12 protein-coding genes are annotated in these 15721 nt (G+C 71.8%); 5 read left to right on the top strand and 7 right to left on the bottom strand.

Annotation, left to right across the window (positions count from 1 at the left end):
• Window positions 1-138: 138 nt before the first annotated feature.
• Window positions 139-1623, bottom strand: coding sequence for a LysM peptidoglycan-binding domain-containing protein (locus ACFFJB_RS05865; protein ID WP_376830326.1), 1485 nt, complete (start codon window positions 1621-1623; stop codon window positions 139-141).
• Between the two features lie 127 nt (window positions 1624-1750).
• Between ACFFJB_RS05865 and ACFFJB_RS05860 the strand changes: the two genes are divergently transcribed.
• The 3 genes from ACFFJB_RS05860 to ACFFJB_RS05850 all read left to right on the top strand — a co-directional run bounded on the left by ACFFJB_RS05860 (window position 1751) and on the right by ACFFJB_RS05850 (window position 5312).
• Window positions 1751-2395 carry an LOG family protein gene (locus ACFFJB_RS05860; RefSeq protein ID WP_376830325.1) on the top strand — a complete coding sequence of 215 codons (645 nt, stop codon included), beginning with the start codon at window positions 1751-1753 and terminating at the stop codon, window positions 2393-2395.
• A 213-nt stretch (window positions 2396-2608) separates the two neighbouring features.
• Window positions 2609-3847 (top strand): ABC transporter substrate-binding protein, encoded by a 1239-nt coding sequence (locus tag ACFFJB_RS05855; protein WP_376830324.1) that lies wholly within the window; start codon window positions 2609-2611, stop codon window positions 3845-3847.
• Window positions 3848-4037: 190 nt separating this feature from the next.
• The gene (locus ACFFJB_RS05850; RefSeq protein ID WP_376830323.1) at window positions 4038-5312 is read left to right on the top strand and encodes an ABC transporter substrate-binding protein; all 1275 of its coding nucleotides are present in this window, start codon (window positions 4038-4040) and stop codon (window positions 5310-5312) included.
• A 307-nt stretch (window positions 5313-5619) separates the two neighbouring features.
• Here ACFFJB_RS05850 and cimA read toward each other — a convergent pair whose 3' ends face one another.
• From cimA to ACFFJB_RS05830, 4 genes are all read right to left on the bottom strand, one after another.
• Window positions 5620-7215, bottom strand: a complete 1596-nt coding sequence (gene cimA, locus ACFFJB_RS05845) for a citramalate synthase (protein WP_376830322.1) — start codon at window positions 7213-7215, stop codon at window positions 5620-5622.
• On the bottom strand, window positions 7212-7730 hold the full coding sequence (locus tag ACFFJB_RS05840) for a GNAT family N-acetyltransferase (RefSeq protein ID WP_376830321.1): 519 nt from the start codon (window positions 7728-7730) through the stop codon (window positions 7212-7214). The genes cimA and ACFFJB_RS05840 overlap by 4 nt, the downstream gene beginning before the upstream one ends.
• An 11-nt stretch (window positions 7731-7741) precedes the next feature.
• Window positions 7742-9457, bottom strand: a complete 1716-nt coding sequence (cysS, locus tag ACFFJB_RS05835) for a cysteine--tRNA ligase (RefSeq protein ID WP_376868853.1) — start codon at window positions 9455-9457, stop codon at window positions 7742-7744.
• A gap of 314 nt (window positions 9458-9771) precedes the next feature.
• Window positions 9772-10365: a CreA family protein gene (locus ACFFJB_RS05830; RefSeq protein WP_376830319.1), complete on the bottom strand. Its 594-nt coding sequence runs from the start codon at window positions 10363-10365 to the stop codon at window positions 9772-9774.
• A 295-nt stretch (window positions 10366-10660) separates the two neighbouring features.
• On the opposite strand from ACFFJB_RS05830, the gene ACFFJB_RS05825 reads away from it, so the two are divergent.
• Window positions 10661-11881: a DUF2865 domain-containing protein gene (locus ACFFJB_RS05825; protein WP_376830318.1), complete on the top strand. Its 1221-nt coding sequence runs from the start codon at window positions 10661-10663 to the stop codon at window positions 11879-11881.
• A 144-nt stretch (window positions 11882-12025) separates the two neighbouring features.
• Here the strand turns inward: ACFFJB_RS05825 and gltX are convergent, their stop codons facing one another.
• Window positions 12026-13363 carry a glutamate--tRNA ligase gene (gene gltX, locus ACFFJB_RS05820; protein ID WP_376830317.1) on the bottom strand — a complete coding sequence of 446 codons (1338 nt, stop codon included), beginning with the start codon at window positions 13361-13363 and terminating at the stop codon, window positions 12026-12028.
• Between the two features lie 167 nt (window positions 13364-13530).
• Between gltX and ACFFJB_RS05815 the strand changes: the two genes are divergently transcribed.
• Window positions 13531-14145 carry a cysteine hydrolase family protein gene (locus tag ACFFJB_RS05815; protein ID WP_376830316.1) on the top strand — a complete coding sequence of 205 codons (615 nt, stop codon included), beginning with the start codon at window positions 13531-13533 and terminating at the stop codon, window positions 14143-14145.
• A gap of 154 nt (window positions 14146-14299) precedes the next feature.
• On the opposite strand, the gene ACFFJB_RS05810 is transcribed toward ACFFJB_RS05815, so the two are convergent.
• Window positions 14300-15685: a class II 3-deoxy-7-phosphoheptulonate synthase gene (locus ACFFJB_RS05810; protein WP_376830315.1), complete on the bottom strand. Its 1386-nt coding sequence runs from the start codon at window positions 15683-15685 to the stop codon at window positions 14300-14302.
• Window positions 15686-15721 lie beyond the last annotated feature (36 nt).

The raw sequence follows: 15721 nt of genomic DNA, 5'->3' as shown, positions 1-15721 counted from the left end.
ACACGGTCCGGCCGGACCGGGCCTCGCCGGACCGGAGCGGGCGGAACCCGGTCTGGGCCGCCCGGTCCGGGGCGACTCCGGCCTGGGGCGACCCCGGCCTGCCGGCGCCGCGCTGAGTCACGCCCGGCCGGCGGCGGGCTATTTCTCGCTCACGTCGCCGTGCCTGCCGCGTTGGACGCCGCCGCGGGCGGGATCATGCCCCGGCATGGGCAGAACGAACACCTGGCCCGGATAGATCAGGTCGCGGTCGGCGATCTGGTCCTGGTTGGCTTCATAAATGGTGGTGTAGCGCGAGCCAAGGCGGTAGGTGCGGCGGCTGATGCTCCATAGGCTCTCGCCCTTGCGCACCACATGGGTGCGCGCCGGCGCGGTCTTCGCCGCCTCCTGGGACGGGCGCCGGCCCTGGCCGGCGCCCGCCGCGCCGGAATCCCCGGCGGCGCCCTGCGCCCCGCTGTCCTGCGCCGCAGCCTGCGCGGCGGCGTCGTGACGCCCCGGCTCCCACGGCGCCTCCGCCCGCGACAGCACCCGGCCCGTGGCCGGATCGACCTCGTCGAGGCGCACGCGGCAGTCGCCCCCAGGCATCGACCAACGCAGGGAGAATTCAGCCTCGCCGCGCTGGTTGGCGACGGCGGAGGCGGCCAGCGCGTCGTTCAGGTAAAGGCGCAGCGTCGCGCCCGGCTTCGCCCGGCCGACGACATAGAGCCTGCCGTCGTCGTCGGCCTCCACCTGCAGCACGCGCACGCCGGCATCCGCATGGGCGTCCGGCTGCTTCGCCCCTTCCGTCGCGGTTTCCCGCGCCGTTTCCCGCGCAGCTCGGGTCTCCCCGGCCTTCGCCTGCCCGGCGGGCGCGCCGGGTCCGCCGGCCGGCTCCGCCGCCTCCGGGGCGGCGGGCGGCGCCTCCGGGCGGGACAGCACCCGGGTCGGCCGGTCCGGCTCCACCAGCGCCACCAGCGGCGGGCGCGGCGGATCGACGTCCACCATCACGGTCTGGCGCGACTGGACCGGCGCGCCCGTCTGGCCCGTGGCGCGCAGGCCCAGCTCGTGGCGGCCGCGCGGCAGCGGATCGACGGTGAAGGCGAACAGGCCGGAGCCGTCCGCGGTCTCGCGGCGCAGCGGCGCAAGGGCGCCGTCGGGGTTGCGGGAGAGCAGCTCGACGGCGGCGCCAGGGGCCGCCCGGCCGGCGATCACCGCCGCCCCGTCCGGCTCCACCCGCACCACGTCGAAGGCGGGAATCACGTTGCCGGCGCGCGCCTCGCCCGCCTTCCCGGCCGCGCCCGGCTCCGCTGTTCCGGCGTCCGCGGCCTGCCCCACGCCGGCCGGCGCCGTCTCCGGCGCGGCGGGCGCCGCCGCCCGCCCCGCCGCGTCGCCTGGGGCGCGCCCGGCCGCGTCCTGCGCAGGCTGCGCCTCCCCGGCCGGCTCCGTCTTCTGGACCGGCCGGGCCTGCTGGACCGGCGGCCGGGTCCCGGCGGCGGCGGGCTCGCCGCCCGCCTCCACCGGCGCGCGCCGGTCACGGAAAGGTCCGAATGTCAGCGCGATGATGGCGATGAGAACGAGCACGGCCAGCGCCAGCCCGATGCGGGCGACGGTTCTGGCGTTGACAGGCGGCATGACTGGTTCGCTCATGAAAACGTCAGGTCCCCGTATGGCTGCGGCAGGGCGGGAGCGCCGGCCCGGCGCGGGCGCGTCGCGGCCCGGGCGGAGATCCCGAAGAAGAAAGTAAAGCCACGTCAGACAACTGAAAATGTCCAGAATGAGACTTTCCCGTCCCCTGTCCGCCAACCGGCCGGGCGAACAGCTCGCCGCCTGCGTGTTCTGCGGCTCCGGCGCCGGGGCGCGTCCCGAATATGCGGCGGCGGCGCGCCGGCTCGGCGAGCTGTTGGCTGGCCACGGCGTGCGCCTCGTCTATGGCGGCGGCTCCATCGGGCTGATGGGGGAGACGGCCAGGGCGGCGCTGCGTTGCGGCGGCGAGGTCACCGGCGTCATTCCCGAATTCCTGCTGCGGCGCGAGCTGGCGCTGAAGGAGGCGCAGGACCTGCTGGTCGTGCCCGACATGCACGCCCGCAAGCGGCTGATGTATGAACGCGCCGACGCCTTCATCGCCCTGCCCGGCGGCATCGGCACGCTGGAGGAGCTGGTGGAGCAGATGACCTGGGCGCAGCTCGGCGCGCACAACCGGCCGGTCCTGCTGGTGAACACGCTGGGTTTCTGGGACCCGTTCCTGCAGCTGCTGGAGCACATGCGGCGCGAGGCCTTCCTGCGCCCCGGGCTCGACGCCAGCTGCATCGTCGCCGCCACCCCTGAGGAGGCGCTGACGCTGCTGCTGGAGGCGGCGCGGAACCCGGGCGCGCCGCCGCAGTCCTCGCCGGAGAGACCCGCCGCGCCCGGCCCGTTCTGACGCGCGCCGGCGCGCCCGACGGCGACGGGCGTCCTGGTCTAAAGATGGATCTGGCGATGATTGCCGCGTTCCGGGCGCCGCGATAGTGGTTGACCACCGTGCTTTCCGGAACCGGAGCGCCATACGGCGACAATAACGACAACAACGGCGCAGGCGCCGCTTCCGGAGATGATTGGACTGGTCAGGCCCCTGGGCCTGACCCGGGAGGACAGGATGAACGCCTTTCTGACACGCTGCCTGGCGCTCGGCCTCGCCGTGGCCGCGCCCTTCGCCACCGCCGCCGCCCAGGAAAAGAAAGAACTCAAGATCGCCGTGCTCAACGACAAGAGCTCGGTGTTTTCGGACGCCGGCGGCGTCGCCTCGGTGAAGGCCGCGCAGCTCGCCGCCGACGATTTTGGCGGCGAAATCAACGGCATGAAGATCGTGGTTCTGGGCCCCGACCACCAGAACAAGACCGACATCGGCGCCCAGCTCGCCCGCCAGATGTATGACCAGGAAGGCGTCGAGGCGATCTTCGACATCGGCAACTCCGCCATTTCGCTGGCGGTGCAGGACATCGCCCGCGAGCGCGGCAAGATCGTGGTGCACTCGGGCTCGGCCACGGCGGACGTGTTCGGCAAGGCCTGCTCGCCCACCGGCGCCATGTGGCTGTACGATACCTATTCGCTGGCCAAGGGCCTCGCCAAGTCGGTGGTTGAGCAGGGCGGCAAGACCTGGTTCTTCATCACCGCCGACTACGCCTTCGGCCACGCCATGCAGAACGAGGTGACCAGGGTCGTCGAGGCCAACGGCGGCAAGGTGCTGGGCTCGGTGCGCCATCCGGTGGGCACCATGGACTTCTCGTCCTTCCTGATGCAGGCCCAGGCTTCCGGCGCCGACATCGTCGCCTTCGCCAACGCCTCCGGCGACACGGTGACCAGCCTGAAGCAGGCGCGCGAGTTCCAGGTGGGCGAAGGCAACCAGAAGCTCGGCGTGCTGATCTTCTACCTCACTTCGGTGCATGCGCTCGGGCCCAGGGCCACCCAGGGCGTGCAGTATCTTTCCGGCTATTACTGGGACCGTGACGACGCCAGCCGCGAATTCGCGAAGCGATTCGAAGCGGTGACCGGCAAGAAGCCCGACCACACCCACGCCGCGGTTTACTCCTCGGTGCGTCACTACCTGCAGGCGGTGAAGGACTCCAGGTCCACCGACGGCCTCACGGTGATGCGCAAGATGAAGGAGACGCCGGTGAACGACTTCTTCGCCAATGGCGCCAGGATCCGCGCCGACGGCCGCCTGATGAACGACATGCTGCTGGTTGAGGTGAAGGCGCCGGAAGAGGTGAAGAACGGCGAGTGGGACCTGCTGAAGATCAGGCAGGTGGTGAAGGCCGATGACATCATGCGGCCGCTCTCCGAGGGCGGCTGCAAGCACCTCGACCCGGCTCCGGAGGCGGCGGAGAAGAAGTAAGCCGCGCGGCCCCGCGCCGCAGACCACGCAAGGCTGGCGGCGACGCCAGCCTTTTTCATTGGGGCGCTCCGGCGCGCTCGCCCCCTCCACGGCCTGCGCGCGGCGGCCGCATGTTATGCAAATGTATTGATATTCACCTCCGGCCCCGCTATCCGCAGGGGCAACGACAATTCTTCCGGAGGAAAAACGCATGCATCGCAGGATTGCGCGCCGTCTCGCAGGCGCCGCGGCGCTTGGTCTGGCGCTGGCGGCCGGCCTGTCTCCCGCCGTCGCCGGGCGGCTCGAGCGCCCGGTCGGCATCGCCGTGCTCAACGACAAGTCGTCGGTGTTCGCCGATCCCGGCGGCGTCGGCTCGGTGTGGGCGGCGGAGCTGGCCATTGAGGATGTCGGCGGCAAGGTCGGCGGCCATCCGGTGAAGCTGCTGGGGCCCGATCACCAGAACAAGACCGACATCGGCGCCTCGCTCGCCCGCGAAATGTATGACCGCGAGAACATCGACGCGCTGTTCGACATCGGCAACTCCGCCATTTCGCTGGCGGTGAACGACATCGCCCGCGAGCGCGGCAAGATCGTGGTGCACACCGGCTCGGCCACCGCCGACGTGTTCGGCAAGGCGTGCGCCCCCACCGCCGCCATGTGGCTCTACGACACCTACTCGCTGGCCAAGGGCCTCGCCCGGTCGGTGGTCGACCAGGGCGGCAAGACCTGGTTCTTCCTCACCGCCGACTACGCCTTCGGCCACGCCATGCAGGCGGCGGTGACGAAGGAGGTGGAGGCCGCCGGCGGCAAGGTGCTGGGCGCGGTGCGCCATCCGGTCGGCGTCATGGACTACTCCTCGTTCCTGATGCAGGCGCAGGCCTCCGGCGCCAATATCGTCGCCTTCGCCAACGCCTCCGGCGACACGGTGAACAGCCTCAAGCAGGCGCGCGAGTTCCAGGTGGGCTACGGCGACCAGAAGCTCGGCGTGCTGATCTTCTACCTCACCTCGGTGCATTCGCTCGGGCCGGAGGCGCTGCAGGGCGTGCAGTATCTCTCCGGCTATTACTGGGACCGCGACGACGAAAGCCGCGCCTTCGCGAAACGCTATGAGGCGAAGTCCGGCGGCAAGAAGCCGGACCACAACCACGCCGCCGTTTACAGCGCCGTGAAGCACTTCCTGAAGGCGGTGGAGGAGACCGGCTCGCTCGACGGTCTCACCGTCATGCGCAAGATGAAGGAAATGCCCCTGGACGATTTCTACGCCCGCGGCGCGAAGATCCGTCCCGACGGCCGCCTGATGAACGACATGCTGCTGGTGGAGGTGAAGGCCCCCGACGAGGTCAGGGGCGAGTGGGACCTCGTGAAGATCAGGCAGGTGGTGAAGGCCGACGACATCATGCGGCCGCTCTCCGAGGGCGGCTGCAAGCACCTCGATCCGGCCCCCGCGGCGGACGGGGACGCCGGGCCGGCCGCGGAGAAAAAGTGAACCGGCCTCCGCGACGGAGACCACCCAAGGCTGGCGGCGACGCCAGCCTTTTCCGTTCGCGCCCGCCTCGCCGCCCGGGCGCAGGTCCGGCGGACCGGGACGGGATCCCGGGCGGAGGGCCGCGCCCGCCCGGGCCGCCCGTGCGGCGAAACGCGCCTGAAAGGCCGCCGCGTTTCTCCTGCGACGCGGAATTCCTTACGGCGGCGCGGCGCGCGTGCGCCGGGACCAGCGCCGCCATGACGGGCGTGGCCCCGGCGCCTGCGCGGGGCGCGGGGTCACGCCGGGGCGTCCGCGCGGCGGCGGCGCCTCACGCCTTCGCGTTGCACTTCAGCAGCTTGTAGACGATCGAGTCGGTCAGCGCCTGGAAGGAGGCGTCGATGACATTGGCGCTGACGCCGACGGTGGTCCAGCTGTCGCCGGTTTCGTCGCCGCTTTCGACCAGCACGCGCGTCACCGCGTCGGTGCCGCCCTGGAACACGCGCACCTTGAAGTCCCGCAGGCGCAGCCCCCCGATCAGCGGCTGGTACTTGCCGAGGTCCTTGCGCAGCGCCAGGTCCAGCGCGTTCACCGGGCCGTTGCCCTCCGCAGCCGAAATCAGCTCCTCGTCGCCCACACGCACCTTCACCACCGCCTGGCTGACGGTGACCAGCTCGCCCACCGCATTGTAGCGGCGCTCGACGCTGACGCTGAAACGCTCCACGTGGAAAAAGGCCGGAACCTCCCCCAGCACGCGCCGCGCCAGCAGGTAGAACGACGCGTCGGCGCCCTCATAGGCGTAGCCGCACGCCTCCTTCTCCTTCACCTCCTCGAGCAGGCGGCCCAGACGCGGGTCATCCCTGTCCAGCTCGATGCCGACGCGCGACAGCTCCGCCAGAATGTTCGACTTGCCCGCCTGCAGCGACACCAGCAGCTGGCGCGCGTTGCCCACCAGCTCCGGCTCGATGTGCTCGTAGGTGCGCGGATCCTTCAGCACCGCCGAGGCGTGAATGCCCGCCTTGGTGGCGAAGGCGCTGGCGCCCACATAGGGAGCGTGCCGGTTGGGGGCGCGGTTGAGAATCTCGTCCATCACCCGCGACACATGGGTGAGCGTCGCCAGCCCCTCGCGCGTCACGCCCAGCTCGAAGCGCGAGGCGTAGGGCTCCTTCAGCATCAGCGTCGGGATCAGCGACACCAGGTTGGCGTTGCCGCAGCGCTCGCCGAGGCCGTTCAGCGTGCCCTGGATCTGACGGGCGCCGGCGCGCACCGCCGCCAGCGCGTTGGCCACGGCGCAGCCGGTGTCGTCATGGGGGTGAATGCCGAGGCTGGAGCCGGGGATGTGCTTCGCCACCCCGGCGACGATGCGCTCCACCTCGTCCGGCAGCGTGCCGCCGTTGGTGTCGCACAGCACCACCCAGCGGGCGCCGGCGGCGTAGGCCTCCTTCGCGCAGGCCAGCGCATATTCCGGATTGGCCTTGTAGCCGTCGAAGAAGTGCTCGCAGTCCAGCATCACCTCGCGGCCGGCGGCCTTCGCCGCGGCGACGCTGTCACGGATGCACGCCAGGTTCTCCTCCAGAGAGATCTCCAAGGCCACGCGCACCTGGTAGTCCCAGCTCTTGGCGACGAAGCAGATGGCGTCGGCGCGGCTGTCCAGGAGCGCCGCCACGCCCGGATCATTGGCCGCCGAACGCCCCGCCCGCCTGGTCATGCCGAAGGCGGTGAACACGGCGCGCTTCGTGGGCTTTTCCTGGAAAAAGGCGGTGTCGGTGGGATTTGCGCCCGGGTAGCCGCCCTCCACATAGTCCACGCCGAGCCGGTCGAGCATGGCGGCGATGCGGCGCTTGTCCTCAATGGAGAAATCCACCCCGGTGGTCTGCGCGCCGTCGCGCAGGGTGGTGTCAAACAGATACAGGCGTTCCCGCGTCATTGCCGTTCCCTAGGGGTCGTCTCGCCGCCGGCCTTGGCCAGGCGCTTGGTCATGACCGTGCGGCCGAGCCAGACCCCGTCGAGGTCCACGGTCTCGCGCCGCTGCTGCTCATAGCCAAGTTTCGTGAACAGGTGGCTGGCCACGTCCGACACGGCCGCGGTCAGCATGCGCGCGCCGCGCGCGGCGGCCAGTTTCTCCAGCGCCTCCAGCAGCATGGCGCCCACGCCCTGCCCGGCCGCAGAGGGGTGGACGTAAAGCATGTCCACCTCGTCGCCGCCGCGCAGCGAGGCGAAGCCGACAGGCGCGCCGCCCACCACCGCCACGAGGGTGAGCCCGCCGGCCAGCCGCCGGGCGAAGGCCTCGCTGTCGTCGGCCAGCGCCGCCCAGGCGTCGCGCTGGATCCCGTCGTAGTCATCCTCCGCGAGCACGTGGACGGCCTCGCGGTAGATCTCCGCCAGCACCGGCGCGTCGGAGGGAAGACAGGGACGCAGCCCCGCCCTGAACGCCTGCCCCATGGTCGTCTCCCTCAGCCTCCGGTCCTGGGCGCCGTCCACTCGATGGTGACGCCGCCGTCCTTCGTATCCTTCACCACCGCGCCCATGGCGGCGAGCTCGTCGCGGATGCGGTCGGCCTCGGCCCAGTCCTTGCGGGCGCGGGCCTCGGCGCGGGCCGCCACCAGGGCGTTGACCCGCGCCAGCGCCGGATCGTCGTCCGCCTCGGCGCGGAACTGCACGAGGCCGTTTTCATCCGCCTCGATGGCGATCTTCCTCCGCGCCAGCTGTCCGGTGGTCTGCTCCAGCAGCCTGCGGTCGTTGTTGACGTAAGCCGTGCGCCAGATGCGGCTCATGCTGAAGCCGAACATGCCGGTCTCGGGGCTGAACTGGCCGCAGCCGAGCGGCGCCGCCAGCGCCAGCGGCGCCGTGCGGTCAATGATCCCGAGGAACGACAGCGCCCGCACCACGAGGCCCGCCGCCTCCAGGTCCGAGCCCATGCGCCCCATGAGCCCGCGCGCCCAGGCGATGGCGCCGGGAGTGTTGAGATCGTCGGCGAGGAAGGCCAGAAACGGCTCCGGCGGCGCGGCGTCGAGCCCGCGCAGCCAGTTGCGCAGGCTCTCGCCGCAGCCGGCGAAGAAACGCCCCTGCAGCGCGCCGATGGCGCCGGCGACGCTCTCCAGCTCGCTCTGGGCGCGGGCCAGACGCTTCTCGGTCCAGTCGATGGGCTGGCGATAGTGCGTCTCCAGCATGGCCCAGCGGATCACCGGACCGGCCCAGGGACCGCCGAACTTGCCTGAGGTGAGCAGGTCGCGGATGGTGACGAAGTTGCCCAGGGATTTGGACATCTTCTGCCCCTCGACCTGCAGGAAGCCGTTGTGCAGCCAGTAATTGGCCATGCGCGGCGTATCGAGGGCGCAGCACGACTGGGCGATCTCGTCCTCATGGTGCGGGAACACCAGGTCGATGCCGCCGGCGTGGATGTCGAAGACGTTGGCGTCGGCCGGGTCGCAGGTCACGCGGCCGGCGAAGCCCTGGATCAGGTGCTTCCACGACATGGCCGAGCACTCGATGTGCCAGCCCGGCCGCCCCGGCGTGGTTATGCCTCCGGGCGACGGCCAGGAGGGCTCGCCCGGCTTCGAGGGCTTCCACAGCACGAAATCCATGGGATCGCGCTTGTAGGGCGCCACCTCGACGCGCGCGCCGGCCAGCATCTCGTCCAGCGAGCGGTTGGCGAGGGCGCCGTAGCGCGGCGCGCCGGGCTTGCGGCCCATGGCCGCCACCGAGAACAGCACGTGGTCCTCGGCCACATAGGCGATCCCGCGCGCGAGCAGCCGCTCGATCAGCTCGCGCATTTCGGCGATGTGATCGGTGGCGCGCGGCTCGATGAAACGCGGCGGCGCGCCCGCCACGTTCACCTGCCCGGGCATCAGCACGCCAAGGGCGCGGATGTCCTCATGGAAACGGCGGGCGGTGACGTCGGTGAGCTCGCGGATGGAGACGCCGCGCTCGGCGGCGCGGGCGTTGATCTTGTCGTCCACGTCCGTGATGTTGCGGACATAGGTGACCGACGCCTCGCCATAGACCTGGCGCAGCACGCGGAACAGCACGTCGAAGACGATGATGGGACGCGCGTTGCCGATGTGGGCGTCGTCATAGACCGTCGGGCCGCAGGCGTACATCCGCACGTTGGCCGGATCGATCGGCCGGAACGGCTCCTTGCGACGGGTCAGGGTGTTGTAGAGCCGCAGCGGCGCGGCCCCCTCCTGCGCGTCCGGAAGTTTCTGCGCGTCCTCTTGCACGGAAAATCCCTCTCCGTTGGCCGGCGGCCCGGAGATCTATCCAATTTTCATTCGCTGAAAAGGGGACGGCTCCTGGCCGCGCGCTGCGCTAGCCGGTTATGTCGGTGATCGCACAAATGATAATGATGCGGGCCGTCGTCATGGCGCCGTTTTGCGACGCCGGAGCGGCCGCGTCAAGGCCCCGGCGCGCCGCAAGCGGCGGCGGAAGCGCAACGCCCGGCCTGTTTCGCGCCCCGGGCCGCCGGCCGGGCGGGATCGCGGCGTCATTTCAGCCAGTCGCCGCACCTGGCCGGCTCGCCCTGCCCGCCCCACGGGGCGATGGGCACGCTGGCGGTGGCGTTCTGGGGCGAGCCCTCGATCAGCCGGTCGGAATAGACCAGATAGACCAGCGTGTTGCGCTTCACGTCGCAGCCGCGCACGATCTGCATCTTCTTGAACACCAGCGAGCGGCGCTCGGAGAACACCACGTCGCCCTGCGAGAATTTTTCCCGGAACGAGACCGGCCCGCGCTGGTGGCAGGAGAGCGAAATCTCCGACACCTCCTCGGCCACGCCCAGCAAGCCCTTCACGCCGCCGCGCTCCGGCAGGGTGTAATGGCAGGAGACGCCCTCCACCACCGGATCGTCGATGCCATAGACCACCAGCCTGTCGTCCGGGGTGAGAAACTTCCAGACGGTGGATTTTTTGAAGATCACGTCCGGACCGTCGGCGAGGGCGGGCGCGCCGGCGAACGCCGCGGCGACCGCCAGCGCGGCCGCGAGGCGGCGCGCCGCCCTGCCCCCGGCGCGACCGCCGGCGCGCGCCGCCGCGGCGCCCTGGCCCAGACCTGTACCGTTGACCGCTGTCATCTGGCGCATTCCTTCCGCTTGCATGGCAGGCGCCGGCATGGCGGCGCGGCGGCGGCGCCTGACGCGCGCCGCCCCGGGCAAGATGGCGACGCCGGCGCCCCTTCACAAGGCGGCCTGCGCGCCGGCGAAAAGCCGCCATGCCCTGCGTGGCCGGAAACACACGCTGGCCAGGGAAGCGGCGCGCGAACGGCGACGACGGCCGTGGCCGCTTGCGCGCGCGGCGTTTTGCGGTGAGATAAACCGCCGCCCGGATGGCGCCGTAACTGGAGGCTATCCGGAGCCGCCTGCCTGATGGGATGATTCGATGCTTTACCGGCGCCCCCCCGTCCCCGGGAACCGCCCCGCCGCGCCCGCCGCCCCCGACGCCCTTCGCCGGAACGCAGCCGCCGCCCTTGCGCGCGCCTGCGCCAGCGCGCTGCGCCGCGGCGCCCTGGCCGGCCTGCTGCTCGCCGCCGGCGTCGCCGCGGCCCAGGCCCAGAACCCGACCTGCGACCAGTACCGGGCGGAGCTTCAGGCGCTGTCCCACGGCGATCCTGCGGCCGCGGCCCAGGCGGGGCGAATCAGCGCCGAAATCGGCCGGCTGCAGGCGTACAGGTCGCAGCTGGGCTGCGATCGCGGCTTTCTTTTCTTCAGCGACCGGCCGCCGCAGTGCAGCCAGGTGGACGCGCGCCTGCGCCAGCTGCAGGCGGCCTTCGCCAGCGCCCGGGCACGCGCCCAGGGCGATCCGGCCCGCCGCCAGGCGCTGGTGAACGCCATCAGGCGCTACTGCACGCCGGGCGGACGTGAGCCCAATTTCTTCGAGCGGCTGTTCGGCGGCTCCGCGCCGCCGCCGCCGCCGCAACCCAGGGCGGACCAGGGGGGGAGCGCGCCTCAGCAAGGCGGCGAGGGCCACGCGCGCTACGGCGGCTCGCGCGTGGTGTGCGTGCGCGCCTGCGACGGCTACTTCTTCCCCCTGCCCTCCAACCGGCGCGAGGGCGCCGAGGAGATGTGCCAGGCGCTGTGCCCCAACGCCCAGACGCTGGTGTATTTCATGAGCGGCGACGGCGCCATCGAGCGCGCCGGCAACCGCGAGGGGCGGCCCTACACCGAGCTGCCCAACGCCGGAAAATACAAGAAGAAGCTGGACCAGGCGTGCTCCTGCAAGAAGCCCGACGAGAACTGGGCCACGGTCCTGCAGCCGGCGGAGAACATGCTCAAGGCCAACCGCGGCGACATGATCGTCACCGAGGACAAGGCCGAGGAGCTTTCGCGCCCGAAGGTGGCGGCCGACGCCGCCCGCAAGGGCCGCGAGACGCCGCCCCCGCCCTCCCAGCAGCAGACCGAGGACGAGGAGGCGCCGGTGGATCCGTCCTCCGTGCCCACCGCCTCCAACGAATCGTCGGGCATCGGCCCGCAGACCATCACCGAGGAGCGGGCCGTGGGCGCCCGCGAGGGCCAGATCCGCGAAGGCGTCGGCCAGTCCGGCGAGCGCGCCCGCATCCGCGTGGTGGCGCCCAACATCTTCGTCGATCCCGAAGACCAGTGACCGCCGCCGCGCGGCGCCCGGAGCGAGGCGCCCGCCGGCGGGCGGCGCGTTTTTCAGGGAGCGGCGGGCGGCGGCGCCTGAACGTTGCGGCGCCGGACGCTGGCGACGACTGGACGCTGGCGACGCCTGGACGCCGGCGGGCCCTCACATGGCGGCGCGAATGCGGCGCAGCGCCTCCTCCCGGCCGATCAGCGGCAGCAGCGCCGCCATCTCCGGTCCGTGGTCGCGGCCGGTGAGCGCAAGGCGCAGGGGCATGAACAGCGCCCGCCCCCTGGCGCCGGTGCGCTCGCGGATGGCGCCGGTCCAGACCTTCCAGGTGGCGTCATTCCAGGGCTCCGGCGGCGCGGTCTCCAGCGCCGCGGCGCGGAAGGCGTCGTCCATGCCGGCCGCCGGCGGCCGCTGCGGGCCGTGACGGATGATCGCGGCCCACACGGCGGCGTCGGAGAAGCGCTCCAGATTGCCGCGCACCGCCAGCCATCCCGCCTCGTCCAGACCGGCGCCGGCGGCGGCGAGCCGCGGGCGGGCGACCTCCCATGGCATGTCGTGCAGCAGGCGGGCGTTGAGCGCCAGCAGCTCGCGCTCGTCGAAACGCGCCGGGGCGCGGGAAATGGAGCCCAGGTCGACGAGCGACGCCAGTTCGTCCAGGCTGGCGACCGGCCGCACCGCCTCCGGGGTGCCCACCAGCACCGCCAGCGCCGCCGCCGCCAGCGGCTCCACGCCGCGCTCGCGCAGGCCGCGCAGGGAAAGGTGGCCCTGCCGCTTGGACAGCCCCTCGCCGTCCGCCGTGACCAGCAGGTTGTGGTGGCCGAACAGCGGCGACGGCGCCCCGAGCGCCGCGAACAGCTGGATCTGCACCGCCGTGTTGGTGACATGGTCCTCGCCGCGAATCACATGGGTGACGCCCATGTCGGCGTCGTCGACCACCGACGGCAGGGTGTAGAGGAAGGCCCCGTCCTCGCGCACCAGCACCGGATCGGACAGGGACGCGCAGTCCACCCGCGACTCGCCGCGCACCAGGTCGTTCCAGACCACGGTCTCCGGATGGAGCAGGAAGCGCCAGTGCGGCCGTCGCCCCTGCGCCTCCAGGGCGGCGCGTTCGGCGGCGGTGAGCTTCAGCGCGGCGCGGTCGTAGACCGGCGGCAGGCCGCGGGCAAGCTGGAGGCGGCGACGGCGCTCCAGCTCCCCGGCGGTTTCGTAGCAGGGATAGAGGCGCCCGGCGGCGCGCAGCCGCGCCGCCGCGGCCTCGTAAAGGGCGCCGCGCTGCGACTGGCGAAACACGGCGTCCGGCGTCACGCCCAGCCAGGCGAGATCCTCGCGGATGGCGTCGGCGTATTCCTCGCGCGAGCGGGCGCGGTCGGTGTCGTCGAGGCGCAGGATGAAGCGTCCCCCCTCCCGGCGCGCCAGCAGCGCGTTCAGCAGCGCGGTGCGGGCGTTGCCGATGTGCAGGTAGCCGGTGGGCGAAGGAGCGAAACGGACGATCATGGACGCTGCCTGGGGTGGTGTTGACCCGCGGAGCCGTCGTTATGCCCGCGGCGCGGCGCCGGCGCAATCGGCGGCCTCGACAACCGCGCCGGCCCGTGGTGTGCTGGCGCAAAACGCACCCGGCCAGCGCCGCGCCGGCGGCGCGACCCGGCCGCCGGAGGAACGTCATGTCCACGCTGACCGAAGCGCCCCGCACGCTGCTGTCCATCGCCGGAATCGCGCCGCGCCAGCCGCGGCTCTCCCAGGCGACGCTGGTGGTGATCGACGCCCAGAACGAATACCGCAGCGGCGCCCTGCCGCTCGCCGGCATTGACCAGGCGGTGGGCCGTCTCGCCCTGCTGCTGAAGCGCGCCCGCGCGGCGGGGACGCCGGTCATCCACGTAAGGCAGCTGGGCCGGCCGGGCGGCCTGTTCGATCCCGAAAGCAGCGGCGGCGGGTTCATTGAGGAGACGGCGCCGCTGGAGGGCGAGCGCGTGGTGACCAAGCGCCTGCCCAACGCCTTCCAGGACACCGACCTGAAGGCGATTCTGGACGCCCACGGCCGCCCGCAGCTGCTGCTGGCCGGCTTCATGACCCACATGTGCGTGAGCGCCACCGCCCGCTCGGCCCTCGACCACGGGCTGACCGCCAGTTTCGTGGTGGCCGACGCCACCGCCACCCGGGCGCTGCCGGACCCGGGCGAATCCGGCGTCGTTCCGGCGGCGGACGTGCAGCGCGTGGCGCTGGCGGAGATCGCCGACCGCTTCGCCGAAGTCGTCCACTCGGACGCCATCGCCGCCTGAGACCGGCGGCGGGAGGCGCCGGGCGGCCCGCGCCCGGCGGGCCGTCCGCCGGCCCTGCTCTCAGGCGCGCAGCGCGTCCAGGCGCGCCGCCTCACATGCAAAAGCCCCGGATCGCTCCGGGGCTCTGGCGTGGCGCGGGCCGTGACGGCGGCGCCTATTCCGCCGCGGCGGCGCGCTGCTGCTGCAGCTTGCCCTCGCGCTCCTTCTTGAGCCGCTCCGCCACCAGGAAGGCCAGCTCCAGCGCCTGCTCGGCGTTGAGGCGCGGGTCGCAGTGGGTGTGGTAGCGGTCCGACAGGGACGCCTCGGAAATGGCCCGGGCGCCGCCGGTGCACTCGGTCACGTCCTTGCCGGTCATCTCCAGATGGATGCCGCCGGCGTAGGTGCCCTCGGCCGCGTGCACGTCGAAGAAGGTCTTCACCTCCGACATGATCAGGTCGAACGGGCGGGTCTTGTAGGCGCCGGCCTTCACCGTGTTGCCGTGCATCGGATCGCACGACCACACCACGGCCCGGCCCTCGCGCTGCACCGCGCGCACCAGGCCCGGCAGGTGGTCGCCCGCCCTGTCGGCGCCGAAGCGGCAGATCAGCGTCAGCCTGCCCGGCTCGTTCTTCGGGTTGAGCACGTCGATGAGGCGCACCAGCTCGTCCGGCGACAGGGACGGGCCGCACTTGACGCCGACCGGATTCTGGATGCCGCGGAAATACTCCACATGGGCGTGATCCAGCTGGCGGGTGCGGTCGCCGATCCACAGCATGTGGCCGGAGGTGGCGTACCAGTCGCCGGTGGTGGAATCCACCCGCGTCAGCGCCTGCTCATAACCGAGCAGCAGCGCCTCGTGGCTGGTGTAGAACTCGGTGGAGCGCATTTCCGGATGGGTTTCCGGATCGATGCCGATGGCGCGCATGAAGTCGAGCGCCTCGGTGATGCGGTTGGCCAGCTCCTGGTAGCGCTCCGACTGCGGGCTGTCCTTGACGAAGCCCAGCATCCAGCGGTGCACGTTGTCCAGGTTGGCGTAGCCGCCGTTGGCGAAGGCGCGGATCAGGTTCAGCGTCGCCGCCGACTGGCGGTAGGCCATGAGCTGGCGGCGCGCGTCAGGCGTGCGCGCCTGCGGCGTGAAGGCGATGTCATTGATGATGTCGCCGCGGTAGCTGGGCAGCTCGACGCCGTCCAGCGTCTCGGTCGGCGAGGAGCGCGGCTTGGCGAACTGGCCGGCGACGCGGCCAACCTTCACCACCGGCGAGGCGCCGGCGAAGGTCAGCACCACCGCCATCTGCAGGAAGACGCGGAAAAAGTCGCGGATGTTGTCGGCGCTGTGCTCGGCGAACGCCTCGGCGCAGTCGCCGCCCTGAAGCAGGAATGCCTCCCCCGCGGTCACCTTGGCGAGGGCGCGCTTGAGCTGCCGCGCCTCGCCGGCAAAAACCAGCGGCGGAAAGGCCGACAGCTGCTCCTCAACGGCCGCGAGCGCGGCCGCATCCGGATACTCCGGCATCTGCTGCACTGGTTTCTGGCGCCATGACGCGGGCGTCCACCGCTCACTCATCTTCGTCACTCCCGCAGCGGATCATTGTGGATCGGC

Origin of the sequence: Camelimonas abortus, assembly GCF_042432745.1 — a bacterium.
In the GTDB taxonomy this organism is placed as follows: Bacteria; Pseudomonadota; Alphaproteobacteria; order Rhizobiales; family Beijerinckiaceae; genus Camelimonas; species Camelimonas abortus.
This window is presented reverse-complemented; position numbering and strand designations above follow the sequence as displayed.